Genomic DNA, 24711 nt, shown 5'->3' with positions numbered 1-24711 from the left:
AGACCCGTGGCACTCGACGTGCTGAACGACCTGGCCAAGGTCCGCAACATCGGGATCATGGCCCACATCGACGCGGGCAAGACCACGACGACCGAGCGGATCCTGTTCTACACCGGGATCAGCTACAAGATCGGCGAGGTGCACGACGGCGCGGCGGTGATGGACTGGATGGAGCAGGAGCAGGAGCGCGGCATCACGATCACGTCCGCCGCCACCACCTGCTTCTGGGACAACCACCAGATCAACATCATCGACACGCCCGGCCACGTCGACTTCACCGTCGAGGTGGAGCGCTCGCTGCGTGTGCTGGACGGCGCCGTCGCGGTGTTCGACGGCAAGGAGGGCGTCGAACCGCAGTCCGAGACGGTCTGGCGGCAGGCCAGCAAGTACGACGTCCCGCGGATCTGCTTCGTCAACAAGATGGACAAGCTCGGCGCGGACTTCTACTTCACCGTCCGCACGATCTCCGAGCGGCTCGGCGTCAAGCCGCTGCCCATCCAGCTCCCGATTGGCGAGGAGAGCGCGTTCGAGGGCGTCATCGACCTGGTCGAGATGCGCGCGCTGACCTGGCACGGTGAGGTCAAGAAAGGTGAGGACTACACCGTCGAGGGGATCCCGGCCGAGCTGCTGGAGAAGGCGCAGGAGTACCGCGAGCAGCTGATCGAGGCGGTCGCCGAGGCTGATGACGAGCTCATGGAGCTCTACGTCGCCGGCGAGGAGCTCACCGTCGAGCAGATCAAGGCCGGCGTCCGCAAGCTCACCATCTCCGGCGACGCCTACCCGGTGCTGTGCGGCTCCGCGTTCAAGAACAAGGGCGTGCAGCCGATGCTGGACGCGGTCATCGACTACCTGCCGTCCCCGCTGGACGTGCCGGCCGTCGAGGGCCTGCTGACCGACGGCGTCACCACGGCCACCCGCAAGCCCAGCACCGACGACCCGTTCTCCGCGCTGGCGTACAAGATCGCTGCGCACCCGTTCTTCGGCAAGCTGACCTACGTCCGGGTGTACTCCGGAAAGGTGCACCCGGGCTCCCAGGTGATCAACTCCACCAAGGAGCGCAAGGAGCGCATCGGGAAGCTCTTCCAGATGCACGCCAACAAGGAGAACCCGGTCGACGAGGCGCGCGCCGGTCACATCTACGCGATGATCGGCCTGAAGGAGACCACCACCGGCGACACGCTGTCTGACTCGGCCAACCCGATCGTGCTGGAGTCGATGACGTTCCCGGAGCCGGTCATCTCGGTCGCCATCGAGCCGAAGACCAAGGCCGACCAGGACAAGCTGTCCATGGCCATCCAGAAGCTCGCCGACGAGGACCCGACGTTCCGGGTCAGCCAGAACGAGGACACCGGCCAGACCATCATCGAGGGCATGGGGGAGCTGCACCTCGACATCCTGGTCGACCGGATGCGTCGCGAGTTCAAGGTCGAGGCCAACATCGGCAAGCCGCAGGTCTCCTACCGCGAGACGATCCGCAAGATTGTCGAGAAGCACGACTACGTGCACAAGAAGCAGACCGGCGGTTCGGGGCAGTACGCCAAGGTGCTGATCAAGCTCGAGCCGTTGCCCACTCTGGATGGTGCGCTGTACGAGTTCGAGAACAAGGTCAGCGGTGGCCGGATTCCGAAGGAGTACATCCCCTCGGTGGACGCCGGTAGCCAGGACGCCATGCAGTATGGCGTGCTGGCCGGCTACCCGTTGGTCGGCATCAAGGTCACCCTGCTGGACGGTGCCTACCACGAGGTGGACTCCTCCGAGATGGCCTTCAAGATCGCCGGCTCGATGGCGCTCAAGGAGGCCGCCCGCCTGGCCAGCCCGGTGCTGCTCGAGCCGATGATGGCGGTCGAGGTGACCACACCCGAGGTCTACATGGGCGACGTCATCGGTGACCTGAACTCCCGGCGTGGGCATATCCAGGCCATGGAGGAGCGCAGCGGGATCCGTGTCGTGCGGGCGCTGGTGCCGCTCTCCGAGATGTTCGGGTACGTCGGCGACCTGCGGTCCAGGACCCAAGGCCGGGCGAACTACTCGATGCAGTTCGACTCCTACGCGGAGGTTCCGACGAACGTCGCGAAGGAGATCATCGCCAAGGCGACTGGCGAGTAAGACAGATCCGGTGCGGACCCGGTTGAGCACTGCCTCTATGGTTCCGCACTACCGAACCTGACAACGCGGTCGGCCACGGCAGCGTAGAGAACAAGTCCAGGAGGACGAAGAAAGTGGCGAAGGCGAAGTTCCAGCGGACCAAGCCGCACGTCAACATCGGGACCATCGGTCACATCGACCACGGCAAGACGACGCTGACCGCGGCGATCTCGAAGGTCCTGCATGACAAGTACCCGGACCTGAACCCGTTCACGCCGTTCGACGAGATCGACAAGGCGCCGGAGGAGAAGGCCCGCGGTATCACGATCTCGATCGCGCACATCGAGTACCAGACCGAGAAGCGGCACTACGCGCACGTGGACTGCCCCGGTCACGCCGACTACATCAAGAACATGATCACCGGCGCGGCGCAGATGGACGGTGCGATCCTGGTGGTGGCGGCGACCGACGGCCCGATGCCGCAGACCCGTGAGCACGTGCTGCTCGCCCGCCAGGTCGGCGTGCCCTACATCGTGGTGGCGCTGAACAAGGCCGACATGGTCGACGACGAGGAGATCCTCGAGCTGGTCGAGCTGGAGGTCCGCGAGCTGCTGTCCAGCCAGGAGTTCCCCGGTGACGACCTGCCGGTGGTCCGCGTCTCCGCGCTCAAGGCGCTGGAGGGCGACGCCGAGTGGAGCGCCAAGCTGATGGACCTGCTGGACGCGGTCGACGAGAACGTGCCGGAGCCGGTCCGCGAGACCGAGAAGCCGTTCCTGATGCCGATCGAGGACGTGTTCACCATCACCGGCCGCGGCACCGTGGTGACCGGCCGGGTCGAGCGCGGCATCGTCAAGGTCGGCGAGACGGTCGAGATCGTCGGCATCCGGGAGAAGTCCCAGTCGACCACCGTCACCGGTGTCGAGATGTTCCGCAAGCTGCTCGACCAGGGCCAGGCCGGCGACAACGTGGGCCTGCTGCTGCGTGGCATCAAGCGCGAGGAGGTGGAGCGCGGCCAGGTCGTCGTGAAGCCGGGCACCACCACCCCGCACGTGCAGTTCGAAGCCAACGTCGTCATCCTGTCCAAGGACGAGGGCGGCCGGCACACCCCGTTCTTCAACAACTACCGCCCGCAGTTCTACTTCCGGACCACGGACGTGACCGGCGTGGTGACCCTCCCCGAGGGCACCGAGATGGTCATGCCGGGCGACAACACCGAGATGAAGGTCGACCTCATCCAGCCCATCGCCATGGACGAGGGTCTCCGGTTCGCCATCCGCGAGGGTGGCCGGACCGTCGGCGCCGGCCGCGTCACCAAGATCATCAAGTAACGACCCCCGGTTTGGGTCGCCGCACGTCGGTGTGGCATCCTGGACAGGTTGCTCGTCGTGGGGCGGCCGGTCGGTTTCATCAGCCGGCCGCCCCGCTGCGAGCGGGCCCGCGGGACACGCGAGCCATCCCATGACCAACCCCAACGGCAACATGTCCAAGGGGTCGGTCTGCGCGAAGGGCGCGACACACCCGACCGCGTGGACCGGAGCGGCACTCAAGAAGGACGGCAAGCCACCATGGCGGGACAGAAGATCCGCATCCGGCTCAAGGCCTACGACCACGAGGCGATCGACGCGTCCGCGCGCAAGATCGTCGAGACCGTGACGCGCACCGGCGCTCGGGTCGTCGGGCCGGTGCCGCTGCCCACCGAGAAGAACGTCTACTGCGTCATCCGCTCGCCGCACAAGTACAAGGACTCGCGCGAGCACTTCGAGATGCGCACGCACAAGCGTCTGATCGACATCCTCGACCCGACGCCGAAGACGGTCGACGCCCTGATGCGCATCGACCTCCCGGCCAGCGTCGACGTCAACATCCAGTGAGGCCTGAGTAGATATGTCTGACAGGCAGATGAAGGGGATCCTGGGCACCAAGCTCGGGATGACCCAGGTCTTCGACGAGAAGAACCGGATCGTCCCGGTCACCGTGATCAAGGCCGGCCCGAACGTGGTCACCCAGATCCGCACCGCGGACAACGACGGCTACGCGGCCGTGCAACTGGCCTTCGGCGCGATCGACCCGCGCAAGGTCAACAAGCCGCGCACCGGTCACTTCAAGAAGGCCGACGTGACCCCGCGGCGGTACCTCGCCGAGCTGCGCACCACCGACGCCGAGACCTACGAGGTCGGCCAGGAGATCACCGCCGAGGTGTTCGAGGCCGGCACCGTGATCGACGTGACCGGCACCAGCAAGGGCAAGGGCACCGCGGGTGTGATGAAGCGGCACGGCTTCGCCGGCCTCGGCGCCAGCCACGGCACCCAGCGCAAGCACCGCAGCCCGGGCTCGATCGGCGGCTGCGCCACCCCGGGCCGGGTGTTCAAGGGCCTGCGGATGGCCGGCCGGATGGGCCACGTCCGGGTCACCACCCAGAACCTCACCGTGCACCGGGTGGACGCGGACTCCGGCCTGATCCTGATCAAGGGCGCGGTCCCCGGTCCCAAGGGCGGCCTGGTCTTCCTGAAGACCGCCGCGAAGGGTGGTGCGGCGGAATGACCAGCGTTGACCTCCGGACCCCGGACGGCGACACCGACGGCTCCGTCGAGTTGCCCGCCGAGATCTTCGACGCGCAGGCCAACATCGCGCTGATGCACCAGGTCGTGGTGGCCCAGCAGGCCGCGGCGCGCCAGGGCACGCACGACACCAAGACCCGCGGCGAGGTCCGCGGCGGTGGCAAGAAGCCGTACCGGCAGAAGGGCACCGGCCGGGCCCGGCAGGGTTCCACCCGGGCGCCCCAGTTCACCGGCGGCGGCGTGGTGCACGGTCCCACCCCGCGGGACTACTCCCAGCGGACCCCGAAGAAGATGAAGGTCGCAGCGCTCCGTGGCGCGCTCTCCGACCGGGCCCGCAACGGCCAGGTGCACGTGGTCACCGGCCTGGTCGACGGCGACACGCCCTCCACGAAGTCGGCGCGCAAGGTGCTCGAGTCGGTCAGCTCGGCCAAGCGCCTGCTGCTGGTGCTGACCAGGGACCAGGACGTCGACTGGGTGTCCGCGCGCAACCTGCCGAACGTGCACATCCTCTCGCCGGACCAGCTCAACACCTACGACGTGCTGGTCAACGACGACGTGATCTTCTCGAAGGCCGCGCTCGAGGTGCTGCTCGGCGGCCCGGCGAAGGTCGGCACCGCGGTGGCGACCTCGACGGAAGCCGGCGCTTCGGTCGCGGAGCCCACGGCGGAGAAGCCCGCCAAGAAGGCCGCCGCTGAGCAGGCCGAGGCCGAGGAGGCCACGGCCGACTACGGCCCGGGCAGCCACTTCCCGCTCGAGGACGGCGGGGAGCCGGACGGCTTCCCGATCAAGGGCAACGCCAGCACGAAGCGGTACCACGTGCCGGGTAGCTCGCACTACAACCGGACCGTCGCCGACGTGTGGTTCGCCACCGAGGAGGACGCCGAGGCCGCGGGCTTCGAGCTGCCGCCGTCGCAGAAGAAGGCGAAGGAGGCCGACAAGTGATCCCCGACCCCCGAGACATCCTGCTCGCGCCGGTGATCTCCGAGAAGTCCTACGGGCTGCTCGAGGAGAACAAGTACACGTTCGTCGTCGCCCCGCACGCCAACAAGACCGCCATCAAGATCGCGGTGGAGAAGGTGTTCGGCGTGAAGGTGATCAGCGTGAACACGCTCAACCGGCAGGGCAAGCGCAAGCGCACCCGCACCGGATACGGCAAGCGCAAGGACACCAAGCGGGCGATCGTGACGCTGACCGCGGACAGCAAGCCGATCGAGATCTTCGGCGGACCGGCGACCTGAGGGACTGATCAGACATGGGCATTCGCAAGTACAAGCCGACGACGCCGGGGCGTCGTGGTGCGAGCGTCGCAGACTTCGCCGAGATCACCCGGGACCACCCGGAGAAGTCGCTGGTTCGCCCGCTGCACGGCCGCGGCGGCCGGAACGTGCACGGCAAGATCACCACACGGCACAAGGGCGGCGGGCACAAGCGGGCGTACCGGCTCATCGACTTCCGCCGGCACGACAAGGACGGTGTGCCGGCGAAGGTCGCGCACATCGAGTACGACCCGAACCGCACCGCGCGGATCGCGCTGCTGCACTACGCCGACGGGGAGAAGCGCTACATCATCTGCCCGGAGAAGCTCAAGCAGGGCGACACGATCGAGAACGGTCCGCGGGCCGACATCAAGCCGGGCAACAACCTGCCGATGCGCAACATCCCGGTGGGCACGGTGATCCACGCGATCGAGCTGCGGCCCGGTGGTGGCGCCAAGATCGCCCGCTCGGCCGGCGCCAGCGTGCAGCTGGTGGCCAAGGAGGGCCGGTTCGCGCAACTGCGCATGCCCTCCGGCGAGATCCGCAACGTCGACGTGCGCTGCCGCGCCACGGTCGGCGAGGTGGGCAACTCCGAGCAGGCCAACATCAACTGGGGCAAGGCCGGCCGGATGCGGTGGAAGGGCCGGCGCCCGACCGTCCGCGGTGTGGCGATGAACCCGGTCGACCACCCGCACGGTGGTGGTGAGGGCAAGACCTCCGGTGGCCGGCACCCGGTGAACCCGAAGGGCAAGCCGGAGGGCCGCACCCGCCGCAAAGGCAAGCCGAGCGACAAGATGATCGTCCGCCGCCGGCGGACCGGTAAGAAGCGCTAAGAGCAGGAGGGAGTGACAGCAGATGCCTCGTAGCTTGAAGAAGGGCGCGTTCGTCGACGACCACCTGCTCAAGAAGGTGGACGCGCTCAACGAGTCCAACAAGAAGACCGTGATCAAGACCTGGTCCCGCCGGTCCACGATCATCCCGGACATGCTGGGCCACACCATCGCGGTGCACGACGGCCGCAAGCACGTGCCGGTCTACATCACCGAGTCCATGGTCGGGCACAAGCTGGGTGAGTTCGCGCCCACCCGTACGTTCCGTGGCCACGTCAAGGACGACCGCAAGGCGCGCAGGCGCTAGGACCTAGTGAGGGAAGAAAGCGATGAACGCCCGTAACGCTCAGGTGGCGCCGGAAGAGGAGCTTCCGCGTGCCATCGCTCGGGCCCGCTATGTCCGAGCCACGCCGATGAAAGTGCGCCGGGTCGTCGACCTCATCCGGGGCCGCAGCGCCGAGGAGGCCCTGGCCATCCTCCAGTTCGCCCCCCAGGCGGCGAGCGAGCCGGTGGCCAAGGTGATCAAGAGCGCGATGGCCAACGCCGAGAACAACCTCGACCTCGATCCGGAGACGCTCTGGATCAGCAAGGCCTACGTGGACGAGGGCCCGACGTTGAAGCGGTTCCGGCCGCGCGCGCAGGGCCGCGCCTACCGGATCCGCAAGCGCACCAGCCACATCACCGTCGAGGTCGAGTCGCTCAAGATCGAGAAGAAGCCCGCGAAGGCCGCCCGGTCCAAGAAGTCCGAGAAGCCCGAGACCGGCCGCAAGTCCAGCGCGAAGGGGAGTGCCAGCTAGTGGGACAGAAGATCAACCCGCACGGCTTCCGGCTGGGGATCACCACCGACTGGAAGTCCCGCTGGTACGCCGACAAGCAGTACGCGGAGTACGTGGCGGAGGACGTCAAGATCCGCCGCCTGCTCTCCAAGGGCATGGAGCGGGCCGGCATCTCCAAGGTGGAGATCGAGCGCACCCGGGACCGGGTGCGGGTGGACATCCACACCGCCCGGCCGGGCATCGTGATCGGCCGGCGCGGCGCCGAGGCCGACCGCATCCGGGGCGAGCTGGAGAAGCTCACCAAGAAGCAGGTGCAGCTGAACATCCTCGAGGTGAAGAACCCCGAGGCGGACGCCCAACTGGTCGCCCAGGTGACCGCCGAGCAGCTGTCCAACCGCGTCTCCTTCCGCCGCGCCATGCGCAAGGCCATCCAGTCGGCCATGCGCTCGCCGCAGGTCAAGGGCATCCGGGTGCAGTGCAGCGGGCGGCTCGGCGGTGCCGAGATGTCCCGCTCCGAGCACTACCGCGAGGGCCGGGTGCCGCTGCACACGCTGCGCGCCGACATCGACTACGGCTTCTTCGAGGCCCGCACCACCTTCGGCCGGATCGGCGTCAAGGTGTGGATCTTCAAGGGTGACGTGGTCGGCGGCCGCCGCGAGCGGGACGCCACCGCGCACGCGGCGACCGACCAGCAGCGCGCGCCGCGACGCGAGCGGCCGACCCGGGCCCGCCGGTCCGGAGCCTCGGGCACGACCGGGACCGGGACCGACGCCGGCCGCGCGGACGCCGCCGAGCAGGCCGCCGCCGCCAGCGCGCTCGACGCGACGACGACCAACGGCGTCGCCGAGACGCCGCCACCCAGCGACAACACAGGCACAGGCACGGACGGGGAGGGCTGAGTCGTGCTCATCCCACGCAAGGTCAGGCATCGCAAGCAGCACCACCCGAAGCGGGCCGGCATGGCCAAAGGTGGCACCAGGGTCAACTTCGGCGAGTTCGGCATCCAGGCGCTCACGTCCGCCTACGTGACCAACCGGCAGATCGAGTCCGCGCGTATCGCCATCAACCGGCACATCCGCCGTGGTGGCAAGGTGTGGATCAACATCTTCCCGGACCGCCCGCTGACCAAGAAGCCGGCCGAGACCCGGATGGGCTCCGGCAAGGGCTCGCCCGAGCACTGGATCGCCAACGTGAAGCCGGGCCGGGTCATGTTCGAGCTGAGCTTCCCGAACGAGGTCGTGGCCCGTGAGGCGCTGCGCCGCGCGATGCACAAGCTCCCGATGAAGTGCCGCATCGTCACGCGTGAAGGTGGTGACTTCTGATGGCATCGGGCACTCCGGCTGCCGAGCTGCGTGAGCTGAACGACGAGGAGCTCGTGCTGCGGCTGCGTGAGTCGAAGGCGGAGCTGTTCAACCTCCGCTTCCAGATGGCCACCGGGCAGATGGACAACAACCGCCGGCTGCGCACGGTCCGCCACGACATCGCCCGGATCTACACCGTGATGCGCGAGCGCGAGCTCGGCCTCTCGGTGTCCCCGGACGAGGTTCCCAGCGATGAGGTTTCCGCATGAGCGGGCCGGCGGTGTCTGGACTGACGAGCAGCGCAGCGAGCGAGCGCCAGCGAGTGAGTGAGCAGCGCAGGAGGGAAGGCGCCGCGTTGAGGCCCGCTCCCGCGAGCGGAGCGAGCCGAAAGGACACAGCATGAGCGAGCCGATCAACACCGGTGAGGTGTTCCACGACAAGACCCGCGGCCGCCGCAAGGTACGCGAGGGCTTGGTGGTCTCCGACAAGATGAACAAGACGATCGTGGTCGCCCTCGAGGACCGCAAGAAGCACCCGCTGTACGGCAAGGTGCTGCGGTCCACCACCAAGGTGAAGGCGCATGACGAGGACAACACCGCCGGCATCGGCGACCGCGTCCTGCTGATGGAGACCCGCCCGCTGTCGGCCACCAAGCGCTGGCGGCTGGTGAAGATCGTCGAGAAGGCCAAGTAACCAGACCGCGCGTACCAGGTCGGAAATCTGATACGCCGCAACGGGTCAGGAGTAGGAAGTGATCCAGCAGGAGTCGCGACTGCGCGTCGCCGACAACACGGGTGCCAAGGAGATCCTGTGCATCCGGGTGCTCGGCGGCTCGGCGCGTCGCTACGCGGGCATCGGCGACATCATCGTCGCCACGGTGAAGGACGCGATCCCCGGTGCCGCCGTTAAGAAGGGCGACATCGTCAAGGCGGTCGTGGTCCGCACCGCCAAGGAGAAGCGCCGCCCGGACGGCAGCTACATCCGGTTCGACGAGAACGCCGCGGTGCTGATCAAGCCGGACAACGAGCCGCGCGGCACCCGCATCTTCGGCCCGGTCGGCCGGGAGCTGCGCGACAAGAAGTTCATGAAGATCATCTCGCTGGCACCGGAGGTGCTCTGACATGAAGATCAAGAAGGGTGACACCGTGCAGGTGATCGCCGGCAAGGACAAGGGCGCTCGCGGCAAGGTGATCCAGGCTTACCCGAAGACCGAGAAGATCCTGGTCGAGGGCGTGAACCGGGTGAAGAAGCACACCCGCATCACCCAGACCCAGCGTGGCGCGAAGTCCGGCGGGATCATCACCCAGGAGGCGCCGATCCACGTCAGCAACGTGATGCTGGTGTTCGACGGCAAGCCGGTCCGGGTGGGCTACAAGATCGCCGAGGACGGCCGCAAGGTCCGCGTGGCCCGCGGCAAGCACGGCCAGGACAAGGAAATCTGATGACGACCGCCCAGAAGATCATCCCCCGGCTGAAGACCCGCTACCGCGAGCGGATCGTTCCCGCGCTGCAGGAGGACTTCACCTTCAGCAACCCGATGCAGATCCCGCGCGTGGTCAAGATCGTGGTCAACATGGGCGTCGGCGACGCGGCCCGGGACGGCAAGCTGATCGAGGGCGCGGTCCGCGACCTGTCCACGATCACCGGCCAGCGCCCGGAGATCCGCAAGGCGCGCAAGTCCATCGCGCAGTTCAAGCTGCGCGAGGGTATGCCGATCGGGGCCAAGGTCACCCTCCGCGGCAACCGGATGTGGGAGTTCCTGGACCGCCTGCTGACCATCGCGCTGCCCCGTATCCGTGACTTCCGGGGCCTGTCGCCCAAGCAGTTCGACGGCAACGGCAACTACACGTTCGGGCTCAACGAGCAGTCCATGTTCCATGAGATCGACCCGGACTCCATCGACCGGCAACGCGGCATGGACATCACGATCGTCACCACCGCGACCAACGACGACGAGGGCCGGGCGCTTCTGCGGCACCTGGGCTTCCCGTTCAGGGAGAACTGATGGCCAAGAAGGCTTTGGTTTACAAGGCGGCGCAGAAGCCCAAGTTCAAGGTGCGGGGCTATACCCGGTGCCAGCGCTGCGGCCGGCCGCGTGCGGTGCTGCGCAAGTTCGGCCTGTGCCGGATCTGCGTGCGGGAAATGGCCCACCGCGGCGAGTTGCCCGGCGTGAGCAAGTCCAGCTGGTAAGCCAGCCCCAGACCCCCAGTTCGCCGAAGGCCCGCTTGGGAACCACGGCGAGAAAGGTTGACAGGTCACCATGACGATGACCGACCCGATCGCGGACTTCTTGACCCGTCTGCGCAACGCGAACTCGGCGTACCACGACGAGGTCGTCCTGCCGCACTCGAAGCTCAAGGAGAGCATCGCGGAGATCCTCAAGCGCGAGGGCTACATCACCGGATACCGCAGCGAGGACGGCGAGCAGGGCAAGAACCTGATCGTCGAGCTGAAGTACGGCCCCAACCGGGAGCGCAGCATCGCAGGGCTGCGCCGGGTGTCCAAGCCGGGGCTGCGGGTGTACGCGAAGTCGACCGGTCTGCCCAAGGTACTGGGCGGCCTGGGAGTGGCGATCATCTCGACGTCCTCCGGGCTGCTCACCGATCGGCAGGCCGGCAAACAAGGGGTAGGCGGGGAAGTCCTCGCCTACGTCTGGTAGAGGAGGGAACCCTATGTCGCGCATCGGAAAGCTGCCGATCCCGGTTCCGTCCGGAGTGGACGTCACCATCGACGGCCAGCAGGTGGTCGTGAAGGGGCCCAAGGGCACCCTTGCGCACGTCGTGGCCGAGCCGATCACGGTCGAGCGCGCCGAGGACGGCACGCTGGCGGTGAAGCGTCCCAACGACGAGCGGCAGAACCGTGCCCTGCACGGGCTGACCCGCTCGCTGGTGAACAACCTGGTGGTCGGTGTCACCGAGGGCTACGAGAAGAAGCTCGAGATCCACGGCGTCGGCTACCGCGTCCTGCTGAAGGGCTCGGACCTGGAGTTCTCGCTCGGCTTCAGCCACCCGGTCAAGGTCATCCCGCCGGAGGGGATCACGTTCACCGTGGAGACGGCGACGCGGTTCTCCGTACAGGGCATCGACAAGCAGCGGGTCGGCGAGGTGGCCGCGAACATCCGCAAGCTGCGCAAGCCCGACCCGTACAAGGGCAAGGGCGTCCGCTACGCCGGCGAGAAGATCCGCCGCAAGGTCGGAAAGACGGGTAAGTGATCATGGCTGAGACTGCCACAGCGTCCACAACAACCCGACGTAAGCCGGTGGGCAAGGACATCTCCACCCGGCGCCGGATCGCCAAGGCCCGCCGCCACTTCCGGCTGCGCAAGCGGGTCAGCGGCACGCCGGAGAAGCCGCGGCTGTCGGTCACCCGTTCGTCCCGGCACATCAGCGCCCAGCTCATCGACGACCTGGCCGGGCACACGCTGGCCTCGGCGTCCTCGCTGGAGGCCGACGTGCGAACGGTGGACGGCGACAAGAAGGCCCGCGCGGCCAAGGTCGGCGAGCTGATCGCGGCCCGGGCGAAGAACGCCGGGGTCGCCAAGGTCGTGTTCGACCGCGGCGGCCACGACTACCACGGCCGGATTGCTGCGCTCGCTGACGCGGCCCGCGCAGCCGGTCTGGAGTTCTGATCATGACTATTGAGACGGGAAGGGACGCCTGATGCCGGGACGTACGCGGCAATTCGGCGGCGGCCAGGGTGGTGGCCAGGGCGGCGACCGCGGAGAGCGCGGCGAGCGCCGGGACCGCCGGGACCGTCGCGACAGCGGCCGTGGCGGGGCGGCCCAGGAGAAGACCCCGCACCTCGAGCGCGTGGTGGCGATCAACCGTGTGGCCAAGGTCGTGAAGGGTGGCCGGCGGTTCAGCTTCACCGCGCTGGTCGTGGTCGGTGACGGCGACGGCATGGTCGGCGTCGGCTACGGCAAGGCCAAGGAGGTGCCCGCGGCGATCGCCAAGGGCGTCGAGGAGGCCAAGAAGAACTTCTTCAAGGTGCCGCGCATCGGTGGCACGATCCCGCACCCGATCCAGGGTGAGGAGGCCGCCGGCGTGGTGCTGCTGCGCCCGGCGTCGGCCGGTACCGGGGTCATCGCCGGTGGCCCGGTGCGTGCCGTGCTGGAATGTGCCGGCGTCCACGACGTGCTGTCCAAGTCGCTGGGCAGTGACAACGCGATCAACATCGTGCACGCGACCGTGGCCGCGCTGAAGGGCCTGCAGCGTCCCGAGGAGGTGGCCGCCCGGCGCGGGCTGCCGCTGGAGGACGTGGCCCCGGCCGGCATGCTGCGGGCGCGGGCCGGGCAGGGGGCGTGATGGCCAAGCTCAAGGTGACTCAGGTCAGGAGCACCATCGGCGCCAAGCGGAACCACCGCGAGTCGATGCGCACGCTGGGCCTGCGCAAGATCCGGCAGTCGACGGTGCGTGAGGACACCCCGGAGGTGCGCGGCCTGATCCACACGGTCCGCCACCTCGTGACCGTCGAGGAGGTCGAGTCATGACCGCCATAAAGATCCACCACCTGCGCCCGGCGCCCGGCGCCAAGACCGAGAAGACCCGGGTTGGTCGCGGTGAGGGTGGCAAGGGCGGCAAGACCGCCGGCCGCGGCACCAAGGGCACCAAGGCACGGAAGAACGTCCCCGCGGCGTTCGAGGGCGGGCAGATGCCCATCCACATGCGCCTGCCCAAGCTGCGCGGCTTCAAGAACCGGTTCCGCACCGAGTACCAGCCGGTCAACGTCGGCGACATCGCCCGCATCTTCCCCGAAGGTGGCACGGTCGGCGTCGACGAGCTGGTGGCCGGCGGCCTGGTCCGCAAGAACAAGCTCGTGAAGGTCCTCGGCAACGGCGACCTCGAAGGCATCAAACTGGACGTCACCGCCCACGCCTTCTCCAAGAGCGCCACCGAGAAGATCGCCGCCGCCGGTGGCACCACCACAACTCTGTAAGTCCCAACGACATCGGCCGGGCCGCGCTCCGCGCGACCCGGCCGATGTCGTATGCCCCGCGTGGGTTCGATGCTCCGGCAGCCCGGGCGGGTGCGGGCTGCGCGGTTGTACTGCGTCGTTGTCCTGGGCGGGTTTGCGCGCGACGATCGAGCTGTGACACTGAGCTGGGCATGGCGGGAGCGCCGGCGGTGGTTGGTGGTGGCGTGCTGTGTGGTGGCCGCCGGGTTGACCGTGGCTGGCTCGTTTCTGCCGTTGTTCGTCAGCACGACGCGGCTCGGCTATCCGCTTTCGGTGTTGAAGGTGATTGTCACCGGATGGGGAGTCCAGGCTACGGCCAACGGGTTGCCGGACCGGGCGCCGGACATCGAGGTGGCGGTCAACGGTGTGCCGCTCGTGCTGGCCGCGGCTCTGCTGCTGCTTGCCGTTGTCAAACGTGGGGCGGCGCTGGCCGGAGCGGGGTTTCTCGCCGGGACGGTGCTGACCATCTGGGTGCAGGAGTCCACCTGGCCGGAGGTTTTTCGGCCGGCCGGGATCCTCGTCACGATGCCGAATCTGGCGATCGACCTGGCTGTCGGCAGCGGGTTCCACGTCCTGGTCGCGGCGGTGCTGGTGGCGGGTCTGGCCGCGCTGCTGGCGCTCCGGCCGGCGGTCGCGCCGGAGCGGGAGGAGCCGGACACGCCGCCGCTGGGCGTTCCCGTCGTGGTGCGGCTGCCCGACGAGCCACCGGCTCAGCGGTAGGCGGCGAGCACGCCCTCCGGCATGGGCAGCGGACGGCCGGACTCGAGCAGGGTCTTGAGGTTGGACACGATGAACGCCCAGCCCTCGCTCACGGACGCGACGCCGACGTCGTCGAGGCCCTCGTGGATCACGGTCAGCTTCACCACGTCGTCGTGCTCGGTCAGCTCGAACGTCACGATGTTGGGCGGCACCCCGTAGCTCAGCCGGCGCGGGTGGTCGGCGATGATCACCTTGCCGCCCAAGGAGTCCACGCCGTCGTCATAGTCATGCCGGATGGTCACCGGGGAGCCGATCCGCCAGTCCGACTCGACCAGCCGGCCGTTCCAGTACTGGCGGGTGAACTCCGGCTCGGTCAGCGCCCGCCAGATCTCCTCGCGGGTGCTGGCGATGTAGGTGACGTAGGTGAACGTGCGCAGCTCGGTCATGGTTTCTCCTCCACAACCGCGACGATAGGCAACTATTTGGTTGCCTGTCAATCTCCACCTGCCCTGGGGTGCAACTGGGCGGCCGGCTCCTGTTAGAGTCGTGAGCACGCTTCGGGTGGAATGCCCCCCGAAGCGTTCCTGGCTTGCCGGCACCTGGTGGCCAGACCGTGTTCCCGCCGGCCGCAAACCGGCTAAGCCGATCACCGGCACCCGGTGATCGCCGAGGAGGTCTCGCGTGCTCAGCGCCTTCCGCTCGGCTCTTGCTACGCCGGACTTGCGCAAAAAGATCCTGTTCACCCTGCTGATCATCGCGGTGTACCGGGTCGGCGCCACTCTGCCGTCGCCGGGGGTCTCCTATCCGAATGTGCAGAAGTGCATCGCGGACGTCGACCAGCAGGGCGTTTTCCAGCTGCTCAACCTGTTCAGCGGCGGTGCGCTGCTGCAGCTGTCGCTGTTCGCGCTGGGGATCATGCCCTACATCACCGCGAGCATCATCATCCAGCTGCTGACGGTGGTCATCCCGCGCTTCGAGCAGTTGAAGAAGGAAGGCCAGGCGGGCCAAGGAAAGCTGACCCAGTACACCCGCTACCTGACGATCGGCTTGGCGATCCTGCAGGCCACCGGCATCGTCGCGATGGCCGACCGGGGTCAACTGTTCGGCAACTGCAAGGACCCGGTCAGCGGCGTCGACATCAAGATCATCCCGCACAACTCGGTGTGGGACCTGACGATCATCGTGATCTCCATGACCGCCGGTACCGCGGTGATCATGTGGCTGGGCGAGCTGATCACCGAGCGGGGCGTCGGCAACGGCATGTCCCTGCTGATGTTCGTCAACATCGCCGCCCGGATCCCGTTCGAGGGCGCCAACATCCTGAGCAACGACGTCACCGGCGGCCTGATCTTCGCGGTGGTCTGCGCGTTCGGGTTGTTCATCATCGTCAGCGTGGTGTTCGTCGAGCAGGGCCAGCGCCGCATCCCGGTGCAGTACGCCAAGCGGATGATCGGCCGGCGGATGTACGGCGGCACGTCGACCTACCTGCCACTCAAGGTGAATCAGGCCGGCGTCATCCCGGTCATCTTCGCCTCGTCGCTGCTCTACCTGCCGGACCTGATCTCCCGACTGGTCGGCACCAGCAACAGCTGGTGGCAGCGCTTCATCAACACCTACTTGGCCTCGCAGTCCAACCCGGTGCACATCGCGGTGTACTTCGCGCTGGTCATCTTCTTCACGTACTTCTACATCACGATCACGTTCAACGTGACCGAGCGGGCCGACGAGATGAAGAAGTTCGGCGGCTTCATCCCGGGCATCCGGCCCGGCCGGCCGACCGCCGAGTACCTGGCCTTCGTGCTGAACCGGATCACCCTCCCCGGCTCGATCTACCTCGGCACCATCGCCGTGCTGCCGAACTTCTTCCTCGACCTGACCGGTCAGGGGCAGAACCAGAACTTCCCGTTCGGCGGCACCGCGGTACTGATCATGGTGGGCGTCGGCCTGGACACCGTGAAGCAGATCGAAAGCCAGCTGATGCAACGTAACTACGAAGGGTTCCTCAGGTGACGCGGGTCGTTCTCGTCGGCCCGCCTGGGGCCGGCAAAGGCACCCAGGCCGCCACGTTGAGCGACAAGCTCGGGGTACCGCACATCTCCACCGGCGACCTGTTCCGCTCGCATATCAACGCGGAGACGGAGCTGGGCCGCAGGGTGAAGGGCATCCTCGACTCCGGCGGGCTGGTGTCGGACGAGCTGACCATCGAGATGGTCTGCGGCCGGCTCGGCGAGCCCGACACGGAGGACGGTTTCCTGCTCGACGGGTTTCCGCGCAACGTCCGGCAGGCCGACCTGCTGAGCAACATCCTGGCCGACCGGGACGAGAAGCTGGACGCGGTGATCGAGCTCCAGGTCGACGAGGACGCCCTGGTTCGCCGGCTGCTCGCCCGGGGAAGGGCCGATGACAACGAGGACGTCATCCGGCACCGCCAGCAGGTGTACCGCTCGGAGACCCAGCCGCTGCTGGACTACTACCGCGACCTGCTGATCACCGTGGACGGCGTCGGCGAGGTCGATGAGGTCACCGACCGGCTTCTCGCCGCGCTCCGCGACCGGACGTGAGTAGTGTCGGGCTGCTCGGCCGGCTCCGGAACGGACTGCAGCAGCGGCGTGACCGCATGATCGAGATCAAGACCTCCGCCGAGCTGGACGCCATGCGCGGCGCCGGTCTGGTCGTCGCCCGGGCCCTTGAACTGCTCGCTGAAGCGGTTCGGCCCGGAGTCAGCACCGCCGAGCTGGACGAGCTGGCCGAGCAGACGATCCGCGACGCCGGCGCGGTGCCGTCGTTCAAGGGCTACCACGGCTTCCCCGCGAGCATCTGCGCGTCGGTGAACGAGCAGGTGGTGCACGGCATCCCCAGCGCGCGGCAGGTGCTCGCGGACGGCGACCTGGTCTCCATCGACTGCGGCGCGATTCTGGACGGCTGGCACGGCGACGCGGCCGTCACCGTTCCGGTCGGCTCGGTCGGCGCCGTCGACCTGGCGCTGTCCGAGGCCACCCGGCGTTCGATGCTGGCCGGCATCGAGGCCATCCAGCCGGACGGCTGGCTCAACGACGTCTCCCGCGCCGTCGAGGCGGCCACCCACCGCGCCGAACGCGAGCACGGCCGCCGCTACGGCATCGTCCGCGACTACGGCGGCCACGGCATCGGCCGCGCCATGCACATGGACCCGTTCCTGCCCAACTACGGCCGCCCCGGCAAGGGCTCCCGGCTGCGGGTCGGCATGGCCATCGCCATCGAGCCGATGCTGACGCTGGGCTCGCCCCGCACCGACGAGCTCGCCGACGGCTGGACCGTGGTCACCCGTGACGGCTCCCGCGCCGCCCACTGGGAGCACACCGTCGCCATCACCGAAGACGGCCCCTGGGTCCTCACCGCCCCACCGGACTGAGTTCCGGTACTCGTTGACAGGAAACCGTGACCATTCGGTTGAACCGTTCCAGGAAGGCTGCGCGTAACCCCTAGTGGCTTTGTGTCATGCCATGGAGGGAGAGCGCATGAGCTCGCCGAAAATCCTGACCGTGCTGAAGGCCGGCGTGTGCCTGGGCGCCGTGGTCAGCGGGATACTGGCCGGCATGGTGCCGGCCGCGGCCGCCGGCGACACGTCAGCGCCGTCGGTGCCGCAGAACCTGCGGAGCCCCACGACGTTCCGGGGCAACGCGGTGCTGGTCTGGGACGCCTCGACCGACGATTCCGGGTCGGTCTACCACTACTGGGTGATCGTGGACGGCCAGCAGCGGGCCCGGCCGGCGGCCACCACGTACAACATCCAGACGCTGGTCGACCTGTGCCGGATCGAGCCGGGCCTGCACAAGATCACCGTGCAGGCCGTGGACCGGGCGCTGAACCGCTCCGCACCGAGCGCCCCGATCGAGATCAACGTCGTCGGGTAATGGAACACGGTGACCTTCTCACCGGAAATTTGGGCAACATGGAAGGGTGATCGATCCCGAAGCCCGAGCGGCGGTTCCGGCCGAGGTGGGGCGGAAGCCGCTGTGGCGGGACCTGCCCATCCTGATCATCCTGATCGCCGGCCTGTTCCACTTCGGCCGCGGTGCCGAGGTGGACGGGCTGGTGTTCGTCACGATCGGCGTCGCGCTGGTGATCGCGGAGTTGCGGGACCGGTCCGCGCCGCCGGCGCCGCGAACCGCCGGGCGGGAGCCGCTCGGCGCGATGTGGATCTTTGTCGGGGTGCTGGTCTGCCTCGGCTTCGGTGCCCTGGTCGGGCAGGGGGCCCCGGCGTCGGCCGGCGTCGTGGTCGCCGTCGCGATCCCTGGCCTGTTGATCCTGCCGCTGGCCTGGCGACCGGTCTCGGACCCGGAGACCACGCGGCCGGGGCGGGCCAAGTGGACCTGGGCCGGCGTGATGGTCCTGGTCTGCGTCTGGGAGCTGATCTCGTTCCTGAGCCAGCCGGACCCGCAGACCGACTCCTACGACCATCCGACGCTCAGCGCCATCCTGAACCCGCTGTTCGGTTCGGCCACCGCGCGCACCGTGCTGCTGGTGGCCTGGCTGGGTGTCGGCCTGTGGCTGGCCCGCCGCCTGGTCGGCGCCCCGCGCGAGGAGGAGCGATGACGATGCACGCGGTCACCATCTGGGTGTTCGGGCTGCTCGGCCTCGCGCTGCTGGGCCTGGAGATGGTGGCCCGGCTGCCGCGCACTCCGGTGCCGACGCTGCGCCAGTTGCTCAGCGGCGGGCTGGGCCGGCGCTCGGTGCAGGTGCTGGTGGTGCTGAGCTGGTGGTGGGTCGGCTGGCACTTCTTCGGCGACGCGGGCCGCTGAAGGTACCCGATTTGGGGGCTTGTGCGCAGCGCGCGTACACTAGGACGGTGGCGCACGCGTTGCGCCGTCTCCGTCGTGCGCATCGCCCACATGGGTAGGGCAGGGCGGCGTGTGTCGAACTGTGCACCACCACTGAGCTACAAACTACTTGAACACCGTCACGAAACGCGGAGGACATGGGCAAGAAGGACGGGGCCATCGAGGTCGAAGGTCGCGTGGTCGAGCCACTCCCCAACGCGATGTTCCGCGTCGAGTTGGAGAACGGACACAGGGTGCTCGCCCACATCAGCGGCAAGATGCGACAGCACTACATCCGCATCCTGCCCGAGGATCGGGTGGTGGTGGAGCTTTCGCCCTACGACCTGTCCCGTGGCCGCATCGTCTACCGCTACAAGTGACCCCGCGGCCAAGCAGGAGAACCAGACCGTGAAGGTCCAACCGAGCGTCAAGAAGATCTGCGACAAGTGCAAGGTGATCCGCCGTCACGGGCGGGTCATGGTGATCTGCGAGAACCTGCGCCACAAGCAGCGTCAGGGCTGACCACCGCACAATTACATTGAGGATCTACTCGCTGGCGTAGCGCCAGTATAGAAGGACCTCCCCATACCTGCCGGGTCACACGGACCCGGTTCACCCCCGGAATCCAGGCCGGGGCCCGAGCGAGCAAGGGTCGGCTCGGGACGGTGGGGGAGCAGACCTGGAACACACCGACAAGAGGAGACATGGCCCGAGTCGCAGGCGTCGACCTTCCCCGCGAGAAGCGGATGGAGATCGCGCTGACCTACATCTACGGCATCGGCCGTACCCGAGCCAAGGAACTGCTGACCGCCACCGGCGTCAGCCCCGACCTGCGCGCCCGAGACCTGTCCGACGAGGACGTGCTCAAGCTGCGCGGCTACATCGAGTCGAACTTCAAGGTAGAGGGTGACCTCCGCCGCGAGGTGAACGCCGACATCCGCCGGAAGATCGAGATCGGCTGCTACGAGGGCCTGCGGTGGCGCCGCGGTCTACCGGTCCGCGGGCAGCGGACCAAGACCAACGCCCGCACCCGCAAGGGTCCGAAGAAGACGGTCGCCGGCAAGAAGAAGGCCGGGAAGAAGTGAGCAAGAGCTGCGGCACGGTCGTCGCCATCACCACCCAACGGCGACGCAACCGGCCCTTCGTGGCCATGCAGGTCGCGCCCAAGTGTCCGCGCCCGCAGGCACTGCGCGAGCTCTACCTGGACGCCGGGTCCCGCATCCGGCGCGGGGAGAAGCCAGAGACCGCAGACAGTGCCACTACTACTGCCACCCCCGCCGCTACCTCGCGTTGACTTAGGAGTAGTCCCACAACATGCCACCGAAGTCCCGTACTGGCGCCGTGAAGAAGGTGCGGCGCAAGGAGAAGAAGAACGTCTCGCATGGCCACGCGCACATCAAGAGCACGTTCAACAACACGATCGTCTCGATCACCGACCCGAACGGCAACGTGATCAGCTGGGCGTCCAGCGGCCACGTCGGCTTCAAGGGCTCCCGCAAGTCCACGCCGTTCGCCGCGCAGATGGCTGCGGAGAACGCCGCCCGCAAGGCCGCCGAGCACGGCATGCGCAAGGTCGACGTGTTCGTCAAGGGTCCCGGTTCCGGCCGGGAGACGGCGATCCGCTCGCTGCAGGCGGCCGGCCTCGAGGTCGGCACCATCCAGGACGTGACCCCGCAGCCGCACAACGGCTGCCGCCCGCCGAAGCGGCGTCGGGTCTAGGCGCGGGGGAGGAGACAAACCGATGGCTCGTTACACCGGCCCCGCGACCCGCATCTCGCGGCGGCTCAAGGTCGACCTGGTCGGCGGCGACCAGGCCTTCGAACGCCGCCCGTATCCGCCCGGCCAGCACGGCCGCACCCGGATCAAGGAGAGCGAGTACCTGCTGCAGCTCCAGGAGAAGCAGAAGGCCCGCTACACCTACGGCGTGCTGGAGCGGCAGTTCCGCCGCTACTACGAAGAGGCAGCGCGGCAGAAGGGCAAGACCGGTGAGGTCCTGCTGCAGCTGCTGGAGCGCCGGCTGGACAACGTCGTCTACCGGGCCGGGCTCGCCCGCACCCGGCGGCAGGCCCGCCAGCTGGTCAGCCACGGCCACTTCGTGGTCAACGGCCGGAAGGTGAACATCCCGAGCTTCCAGGTGTCCAAGTTCGACATCATCGACGTGAAGCCGAAGTCGATGCCCACCCTGCCGTTCGAGGTGGCCAAGGCGACCTTCGGCGACCGGCCGATCCCCGGCTGGCTGCAGGTCCTTCCGAACACCCTGCGGATCCTGGTGCACCAGGTTCCCGAGCGGGCGCAGATCGACGTGCCCGTGCAGGAGCAGCTCATCGTCGAGTTCTACTCGAAGTGAGTCGAGTCGAGACTTCTGAGCGAGGTGTGCTCGCGGAAAGCGCGAGCCGGATCGTCTCGAGTGTCTTGTGGGGGCGCAGCCCCCACACCCCGCCCGGGGGCAAGCCCCCGGACCCCCGGCGGGGTGAGGCAGGATCTCTAGGGGCCGCCCTGTCCACGGTGGACTGAGGCGGGTATCCCAGCGGCGTCATATGGCGGGCGCCCTAGGAAAGGAAAGTTTAGAGTGCTGATCTCACAGCGACCGTCCCTCGGCGAGGAGCCGGTCAACGAAACACGGTCCCGGTTCGTCATCGAGCCGTTGGAGCCCGGCTTCGGCTACACGCTCGGGAACTCGTTGCGGCGCACGCTGCTGTCCTCCATCCCCGGCGCCTCGGTGACCAGCATCCGCATCGACGGCGTGCTGCACGAGTTCACCACCGTGCCCGGCGTCAAGGAGGACGTCACCGACATCATCCTCAACCTCAAGGAGCTGGTGGTCAGCTCCGAGGAGGACGAGCCGGTCACCATGTACCTGCGCAAGCAGGGCCCCGGTGAGGTCACCGCGGGCGACATCGTGCCCCCGGCCGGCGTCACCGTGCACAACCCGGACCTGCACATCGCGACCCTGAACGGCAAGGGCAAGCTGGAGATCGAGCTCGTGGTCGAGCGCGGCCGCGGCTACGTCCCGGCCGTGCAGAACAAGCAGGCCGGCGCGGAGATCGGCCGGATCCCGGTGGACTCGATCTACTCGCCGGTGCTGCGGGTGACCTACAAGGTCGAGGCCACCCGTGTCGAGCAGCGCACCGACTTCGACCGGCTGATCCTGGACGTGGAGACCAAGCCGTCGATCACGCCCCGGGACGCGGTCGCCTCCGCCGGCAAGACCCTGGTCGAGCTGTTCGGCCTGGCCCGCGAGCTCAACGTGGACGCCGAGGGCATCGAGATCGGTCCGTCGCCGCAGGAGGCGGACACCATCGCCGCCTACGCGATGCCGATCGAGGACCTCGACCTCACCGTGCGCTCGTACAACTGCCTCAAGCGCGAGGGCATCCACACGGTGGGCGAGCTGGTCTCGCGCAGCGAGGCGGACCTGCTCGACATCCGCAACTTCGGCGCGAAGTCGATCGACGAGGTCAAGATGAAGCTGGTCGGTCTGGGCCTCGCGCTCAAGGACAGCCCGCCCGGGTTCGACCCCTCGGCCGCCGCCACCGACTACGGCAGCGACGGCTGGTCCGACGTCAGCGCCGACACGCACCACGACGACGGACAGGACTACGCAGAGACGGAGCAGCTCTGATCTGGTCCTGACAGGACGGTCCGAGCGGTGATTTCCCCGAGGAGCAAGTGATGCCCACCCCAACCAAGGGTGCCCGGCTCGGCGGTTCGCCGGCCCACGAGCGGCTGATGCTGGCCAACTTGGCCACGTCGCTGTTTCAGCATGGCCGGATCCACACCACCGAGACCAAGGCGCGCCGGCTACGCCCGTTCGCCGAGCGCCTGATCACCAAGGCGAAGAAGGGTGATCTGCACAACCGGCGCATGATCATGCGGGTGATCCGCGACAAGGAGGTCGTGCACCGGCTGATCACCGAGATCGGGCCGTTCTTCGTCGACCGCCAGGGCGGCTACACGCGGATCGTCAAGACCGTGCCGCGCAAGGGCGACAACGCCCCGATGGCGATCATCGAGCTGGTCCAGGAGAAGACCGTCACGGCCGAGGCCGAGGCGGCGCGCAAGACCCGGTTCGCCAAGGACGAGAAGGCCAAGGCGGAGGCCGCCACCGCTGAGTCCGAAGTGGACGAAGCGGTGGACGGGGACGCGGTGGACGAGGCGACCGCGGCCGGTGTCGAGGTCGAGGAGAGCGGATCCGACGACGAGCACCCCTACGGCCCCGGCAGCCACGTTGCGCCGGAGGACGGCTCGGAGCCGGACGGCTTCCCGGTCAAGGGCAGCACCGACTCGATGCTGTACCACGTGCCGGGTAGCGCGCAGTACGACCGGACCGTGGCCGAGGTGTGGTTCGCCACCGCCGAGGCCGCCGAGGCCGCCGGGTTCACCCAGCCGGACGGCGACGAGGGCGAGTCCTGACCGAGCGGGTTCATCCAGCCGGCGAGCCCGCCACCCCACCCGGGGTCGGCGGGCTCGCGGCCGCTGGTGGTTCGAGTCCTGGCGGGCGGACCGTCGATCGGGCCACCCGTCCCCGCGGGCTGACCCTCGTCGACGGGCCCGTCAGGGATCGCTCCGCGGCGAGCGGGGATGAGCCTGATTCGCCCACCGGTGCCGGGCTGGCCCGGTTCCGGCTGGACATCGCTTACGACGGAACGGACTTCTCCGGGTGGGCGCGGCAGCCCGGCCGGCGCACGGTGTGCTCGGTCCTCGAGGAGGCGCTGGGTCTGGTGCTGCGGCACCGGGTGCGGCTGACCGTGGCCGGGCGCACCGACGCCGGAGTGCACGCCAGCGGTCAGGTCGCGCATGCCGACCTGCCGGAGCCGGTCGACCCCGAGGCCCTCGTCGCCCGGGTGGCCCGGGCGCTGCCGGAGGACGTGCGGGTGACGGCGATCCGCCCGGTGCCGGCCGAGTTCGACGCCCGCTTCTCGGCGCTGCGCCGGCACTACGTGTACCGCGTGAGCGACACGCCGTGGCGGACGGATCCGTTGCTGCGCCGGCACATCGTGCCGTGGCCGCGCTCGCTCGAGGTGGCGGCGCTGACCGCGGCATCCGAGCTTCTCTTGGGGGAACACGACTTCGTGGCGTTCTGCCGCCGGCGCGAAGGTGCCACGACGATCCGCGAGCTGCAGCGGCTGGAGTGGACGCGGGAAAACGGCATTCTCGAAGCCCTGGTGACCGCCGACGCGTTCTGCCACTCCATGGTGCGCAGCCTCGTCGGCGCGCTGCTGAGCGTCGGCGAGGGCCGGCGCCCGGTGACCTGGCCCGCCTCCCTGCTGACCGCGACCGAACGCCCGAGCACGGTGGCGGTGGCGCCCGCGCACGGCCTGACGCTGATCGGCGTGGACTATCCCGCCGACGCCGACCTCGCCGCCCGGGCCGGCCTCACCCGCAACGTCCGCACCAGCTCGGACCGACTTTAGCGGGCTCAAATCAAACGGAACCTCAGGGGAACGTGACGGT

At 68.3% G+C, this 24711-nt stretch carries 37 protein-coding genes and 2 pseudogenes; 38 read left to right on the top strand and 1 reads right to left on the bottom strand.

Annotation, left to right across the window (positions count from 1 at the left end):
- Nucleotides 1–6 precede the first annotated feature (6 nt).
- From fusA to VGR06_RS16820, 24 genes and pseudogenes are all read left to right on the top strand, one after another.
- Nucleotides 7–2106 (top strand): elongation factor G, encoded by a 2100-nt coding sequence (fusA, locus tag VGR06_RS16935; RefSeq protein ID WP_327560032.1) that lies wholly within the window; start codon nt 7–9, stop codon nt 2104–2106.
- 113 nt (nt 2107–2219) lie between these two features.
- Nucleotides 2220–3413 (top strand): elongation factor Tu, encoded by a 1194-nt coding sequence (gene tuf / locus VGR06_RS16930; RefSeq protein WP_327560031.1) that lies wholly within the window; start codon nt 2220–2222, stop codon nt 3411–3413.
- A 237-nt stretch (nt 3414–3650) separates the two neighbouring features.
- On the top strand, nt 3651–3956 hold the full coding sequence (gene rpsJ / locus VGR06_RS16925) for a 30S ribosomal protein S10 (protein ID WP_003938093.1): 306 nt from the start codon (nt 3651–3653) through the stop codon (nt 3954–3956).
- A 13-nt stretch (nt 3957–3969) separates the two neighbouring features.
- Nucleotides 3970–4626 (top strand): 50S ribosomal protein L3, encoded by a 657-nt coding sequence (gene rplC, locus VGR06_RS16920; protein WP_327560030.1) that lies wholly within the window; start codon nt 3970–3972, stop codon nt 4624–4626.
- Nucleotides 4623–5315, top strand: a pseudogene (gene rplD, locus VGR06_RS16915) (50S ribosomal protein L4); the annotation flags it as partial. The gene rplC and the pseudogene rplD, both read left to right, overlap by 4 nt.
- Nucleotides 5316–5581: 266 nt before the next feature.
- A complete protein-coding gene (rplW, locus tag VGR06_RS16910; protein ID WP_327560029.1) occupies nt 5582–5881 on the top strand; it encodes a 50S ribosomal protein L23 in 300 nt (99 codons plus the stop codon).
- Between the two features lie 14 nt (nt 5882–5895).
- Nucleotides 5896–6732 carry a 50S ribosomal protein L2 gene (gene rplB, locus VGR06_RS16905; protein WP_327560028.1) on the top strand — a complete coding sequence of 279 codons (837 nt, stop codon included), beginning with the start codon at nt 5896–5898 and terminating at the stop codon, nt 6730–6732.
- 22 nt (nt 6733–6754) lie between these two features.
- Nucleotides 6755–7036, top strand: coding sequence for a 30S ribosomal protein S19 (gene rpsS, locus VGR06_RS16900; protein ID WP_327560027.1), 282 nt, complete (start codon nt 6755–6757; stop codon nt 7034–7036).
- A gap of 22 nt (nt 7037–7058) precedes the next feature.
- Nucleotides 7059–7526, top strand: a complete 468-nt coding sequence (gene rplV, locus VGR06_RS16895; RefSeq protein WP_327560026.1) for a 50S ribosomal protein L22 — start codon at nt 7059–7061, stop codon at nt 7524–7526.
- Entirely contained in the window at nt 7526–8404 is an 879-nt protein-coding gene (rpsC, locus tag VGR06_RS16890; RefSeq protein ID WP_327560025.1) for a 30S ribosomal protein S3, read from the top strand. The genes rplV and rpsC overlap by 1 nt, the downstream gene beginning before the upstream one ends.
- Nucleotides 8405–8407: 3 nt before the next feature.
- The gene (gene rplP, locus VGR06_RS16885; protein WP_327560024.1) at nt 8408–8827 is read left to right on the top strand and encodes a 50S ribosomal protein L16; all 420 of its coding nucleotides are present in this window, start codon (nt 8408–8410) and stop codon (nt 8825–8827) included.
- Nucleotides 8827–9075, top strand: coding sequence for a 50S ribosomal protein L29 (gene rpmC, locus VGR06_RS16880; RefSeq protein WP_327560023.1), 249 nt, complete (start codon nt 8827–8829; stop codon nt 9073–9075). The genes rplP and rpmC overlap by 1 nt, the downstream gene beginning before the upstream one ends.
- 130 nt (nt 9076–9205) lie before the next feature.
- Nucleotides 9206–9499: a 30S ribosomal protein S17 gene (rpsQ, locus tag VGR06_RS16875; protein ID WP_327560022.1), complete on the top strand. Its 294-nt coding sequence runs from the start codon at nt 9206–9208 to the stop codon at nt 9497–9499.
- A gap of 58 nt (nt 9500–9557) precedes the next feature.
- A complete protein-coding gene (gene rplN / locus VGR06_RS16870) occupies nt 9558–9926 on the top strand; it encodes a 50S ribosomal protein L14 (protein WP_325162124.1) in 369 nt (122 codons plus the stop codon).
- A 1-nt stretch (nt 9927) separates the two neighbouring features.
- On the top strand, nt 9928–10248 hold the full coding sequence (gene rplX / locus VGR06_RS16865; RefSeq protein ID WP_327560021.1) for a 50S ribosomal protein L24: 321 nt from the start codon (nt 9928–9930) through the stop codon (nt 10246–10248).
- The gene (gene rplE, locus VGR06_RS16860) at nt 10248–10811 is read left to right on the top strand and encodes a 50S ribosomal protein L5 (protein ID WP_327560020.1); all 564 of its coding nucleotides are present in this window, start codon (nt 10248–10250) and stop codon (nt 10809–10811) included. Before rplX ends, rplE begins: the two co-directional genes overlap by 1 nt.
- On the top strand, nt 10811–10996 hold the full coding sequence (locus VGR06_RS16855; RefSeq protein ID WP_327560019.1) for a type Z 30S ribosomal protein S14: 186 nt from the start codon (nt 10811–10813) through the stop codon (nt 10994–10996). The genes rplE and VGR06_RS16855 overlap by 1 nt, the downstream gene beginning before the upstream one ends.
- A gap of 70 nt (nt 10997–11066) precedes the next feature.
- Nucleotides 11067–11465: a 30S ribosomal protein S8 gene (gene rpsH, locus VGR06_RS16850; RefSeq protein ID WP_327560018.1), complete on the top strand. Its 399-nt coding sequence runs from the start codon at nt 11067–11069 to the stop codon at nt 11463–11465.
- A 13-nt stretch (nt 11466–11478) separates the two neighbouring features.
- Entirely contained in the window at nt 11479–12018 is a 540-nt protein-coding gene (rplF, locus tag VGR06_RS16845; protein WP_327560017.1) for a 50S ribosomal protein L6, read from the top strand.
- A gap of 2 nt (nt 12019–12020) precedes the next feature.
- Nucleotides 12021–12434: a 50S ribosomal protein L18 gene (rplR, locus tag VGR06_RS16840; RefSeq protein ID WP_327560016.1), complete on the top strand. Its 414-nt coding sequence runs from the start codon at nt 12021–12023 to the stop codon at nt 12432–12434.
- A 31-nt stretch (nt 12435–12465) separates the two neighbouring features.
- On the top strand, nt 12466–13110 hold the full coding sequence (gene rpsE / locus VGR06_RS16835; protein WP_327560015.1) for a 30S ribosomal protein S5: 645 nt from the start codon (nt 12466–12468) through the stop codon (nt 13108–13110).
- Nucleotides 13110–13295 carry a 50S ribosomal protein L30 gene (rpmD, locus tag VGR06_RS16830; RefSeq protein WP_327560014.1) on the top strand — a complete coding sequence of 62 codons (186 nt, stop codon included), beginning with the start codon at nt 13110–13112 and terminating at the stop codon, nt 13293–13295. The genes rpsE and rpmD overlap by 1 nt, the downstream gene beginning before the upstream one ends.
- Entirely contained in the window at nt 13292–13741 is a 450-nt protein-coding gene (rplO, locus tag VGR06_RS16825; RefSeq protein WP_327560013.1) for a 50S ribosomal protein L15, read from the top strand. The genes rpmD and rplO overlap by 4 nt, the downstream gene beginning before the upstream one ends.
- A gap of 153 nt (nt 13742–13894) precedes the next feature.
- Nucleotides 13895–14479, top strand: a complete 585-nt coding sequence (locus tag VGR06_RS16820) for a hypothetical protein (RefSeq protein WP_327560012.1) — start codon at nt 13895–13897, stop codon at nt 14477–14479.
- Here the strand turns inward: VGR06_RS16820 and VGR06_RS16815 are convergent.
- Nucleotides 14470–14904, bottom strand: coding sequence for an SRPBCC domain-containing protein (locus tag VGR06_RS16815; protein ID WP_327560011.1), 435 nt, complete (start codon nt 14902–14904; stop codon nt 14470–14472). The two genes, VGR06_RS16820 and VGR06_RS16815, sit on opposite strands and share 10 nt — an antisense overlap.
- Nucleotides 14905–15139: 235 nt before the next feature.
- Here VGR06_RS16815 and secY point away from each other — a divergent pair, with 235 nt between their 5' ends.
- The 14 genes and pseudogenes from secY to truA all read left to right on the top strand — a co-directional run bounded on the left by secY (nt 15140) and on the right by truA (nt 24671).
- Entirely contained in the window at nt 15140–16468 is a 1329-nt protein-coding gene (secY, locus tag VGR06_RS16810) for a preprotein translocase subunit SecY (protein WP_327560010.1), read from the top strand.
- Nucleotides 16465–17019 (top strand): adenylate kinase, encoded by a 555-nt coding sequence (locus VGR06_RS16805; protein WP_327560009.1) that lies wholly within the window; start codon nt 16465–16467, stop codon nt 17017–17019. Before secY ends, VGR06_RS16805 begins: the two co-directional genes overlap by 4 nt.
- 56 nt (nt 17020–17075) lie before the next feature.
- Nucleotides 17076–17849: a type I methionyl aminopeptidase gene (gene map / locus VGR06_RS16800; protein ID WP_327560046.1), complete on the top strand. Its 774-nt coding sequence runs from the start codon at nt 17076–17078 to the stop codon at nt 17847–17849.
- Between the two features lie 106 nt (nt 17850–17955).
- Nucleotides 17956–18351 carry a fibronectin type III domain-containing protein gene (locus tag VGR06_RS16795; protein ID WP_327560008.1) on the top strand — a complete coding sequence of 132 codons (396 nt, stop codon included), beginning with the start codon at nt 17956–17958 and terminating at the stop codon, nt 18349–18351.
- Between the two features lie 46 nt (nt 18352–18397).
- A complete protein-coding gene (locus tag VGR06_RS16790; protein WP_327560007.1) occupies nt 18398–19033 on the top strand; it encodes a hypothetical protein in 636 nt (211 codons plus the stop codon).
- Nucleotides 19030–19239, top strand: coding sequence for a DUF6186 family protein (locus tag VGR06_RS16785; protein WP_327560006.1), 210 nt, complete (start codon nt 19030–19032; stop codon nt 19237–19239). Before VGR06_RS16790 ends, VGR06_RS16785 begins: the two co-directional genes overlap by 4 nt.
- A 176-nt stretch (nt 19240–19415) precedes the next feature.
- The gene (infA, locus tag VGR06_RS16780; protein WP_029136093.1) at nt 19416–19637 is read left to right on the top strand and encodes a translation initiation factor IF-1; all 222 of its coding nucleotides are present in this window, start codon (nt 19416–19418) and stop codon (nt 19635–19637) included.
- 28 nt (nt 19638–19665) lie between these two features.
- A complete protein-coding gene (rpmJ, locus tag VGR06_RS16775) occupies nt 19666–19779 on the top strand; it encodes a 50S ribosomal protein L36 (protein ID WP_010148647.1) in 114 nt (37 codons plus the stop codon).
- A 182-nt stretch (nt 19780–19961) separates the two neighbouring features.
- Nucleotides 19962–20342, top strand: a complete 381-nt coding sequence (gene rpsM, locus VGR06_RS16770; protein WP_327560005.1) for a 30S ribosomal protein S13 — start codon at nt 19962–19964, stop codon at nt 20340–20342.
- Between the two features lie 229 nt (nt 20343–20571).
- Entirely contained in the window at nt 20572–20976 is a 405-nt protein-coding gene (gene rpsK, locus VGR06_RS16765) for a 30S ribosomal protein S11 (RefSeq protein ID WP_326467031.1), read from the top strand.
- 22 nt (nt 20977–20998) lie between these two features.
- Nucleotides 20999–21604, top strand: coding sequence for a 30S ribosomal protein S4 (gene rpsD, locus VGR06_RS16760; protein WP_327560004.1), 606 nt, complete (start codon nt 20999–21001; stop codon nt 21602–21604).
- 222 nt (nt 21605–21826) lie between these two features.
- On the top strand, nt 21827–22879 hold the full coding sequence (locus VGR06_RS16755) for a DNA-directed RNA polymerase subunit alpha (protein ID WP_327560003.1): 1053 nt from the start codon (nt 21827–21829) through the stop codon (nt 22877–22879).
- A gap of 50 nt (nt 22880–22929) precedes the next feature.
- Nucleotides 22930–23368, top strand: a pseudogene (gene rplQ, locus VGR06_RS16750) (50S ribosomal protein L17); the annotation flags it as partial.
- 514 nt (nt 23369–23882) lie between these two features.
- The gene (truA, locus tag VGR06_RS16745; RefSeq protein WP_327560045.1) at nt 23883–24671 is read left to right on the top strand and encodes a tRNA pseudouridine(38-40) synthase TruA; all 789 of its coding nucleotides are present in this window, start codon (nt 23883–23885) and stop codon (nt 24669–24671) included.
- Nucleotides 24672–24711: the final 40 nt, after the last annotated feature.

The organism is Actinophytocola sp. (assembly GCF_036002505.1).
GTDB lineage: Bacteria > Actinomycetota > Actinomycetes > Mycobacteriales > Pseudonocardiaceae > DASYTH01.
The sequence above is the reverse complement of the archived record's forward strand: the minus strand, read 5'-3'. Positions and strand labels throughout refer to the sequence as shown.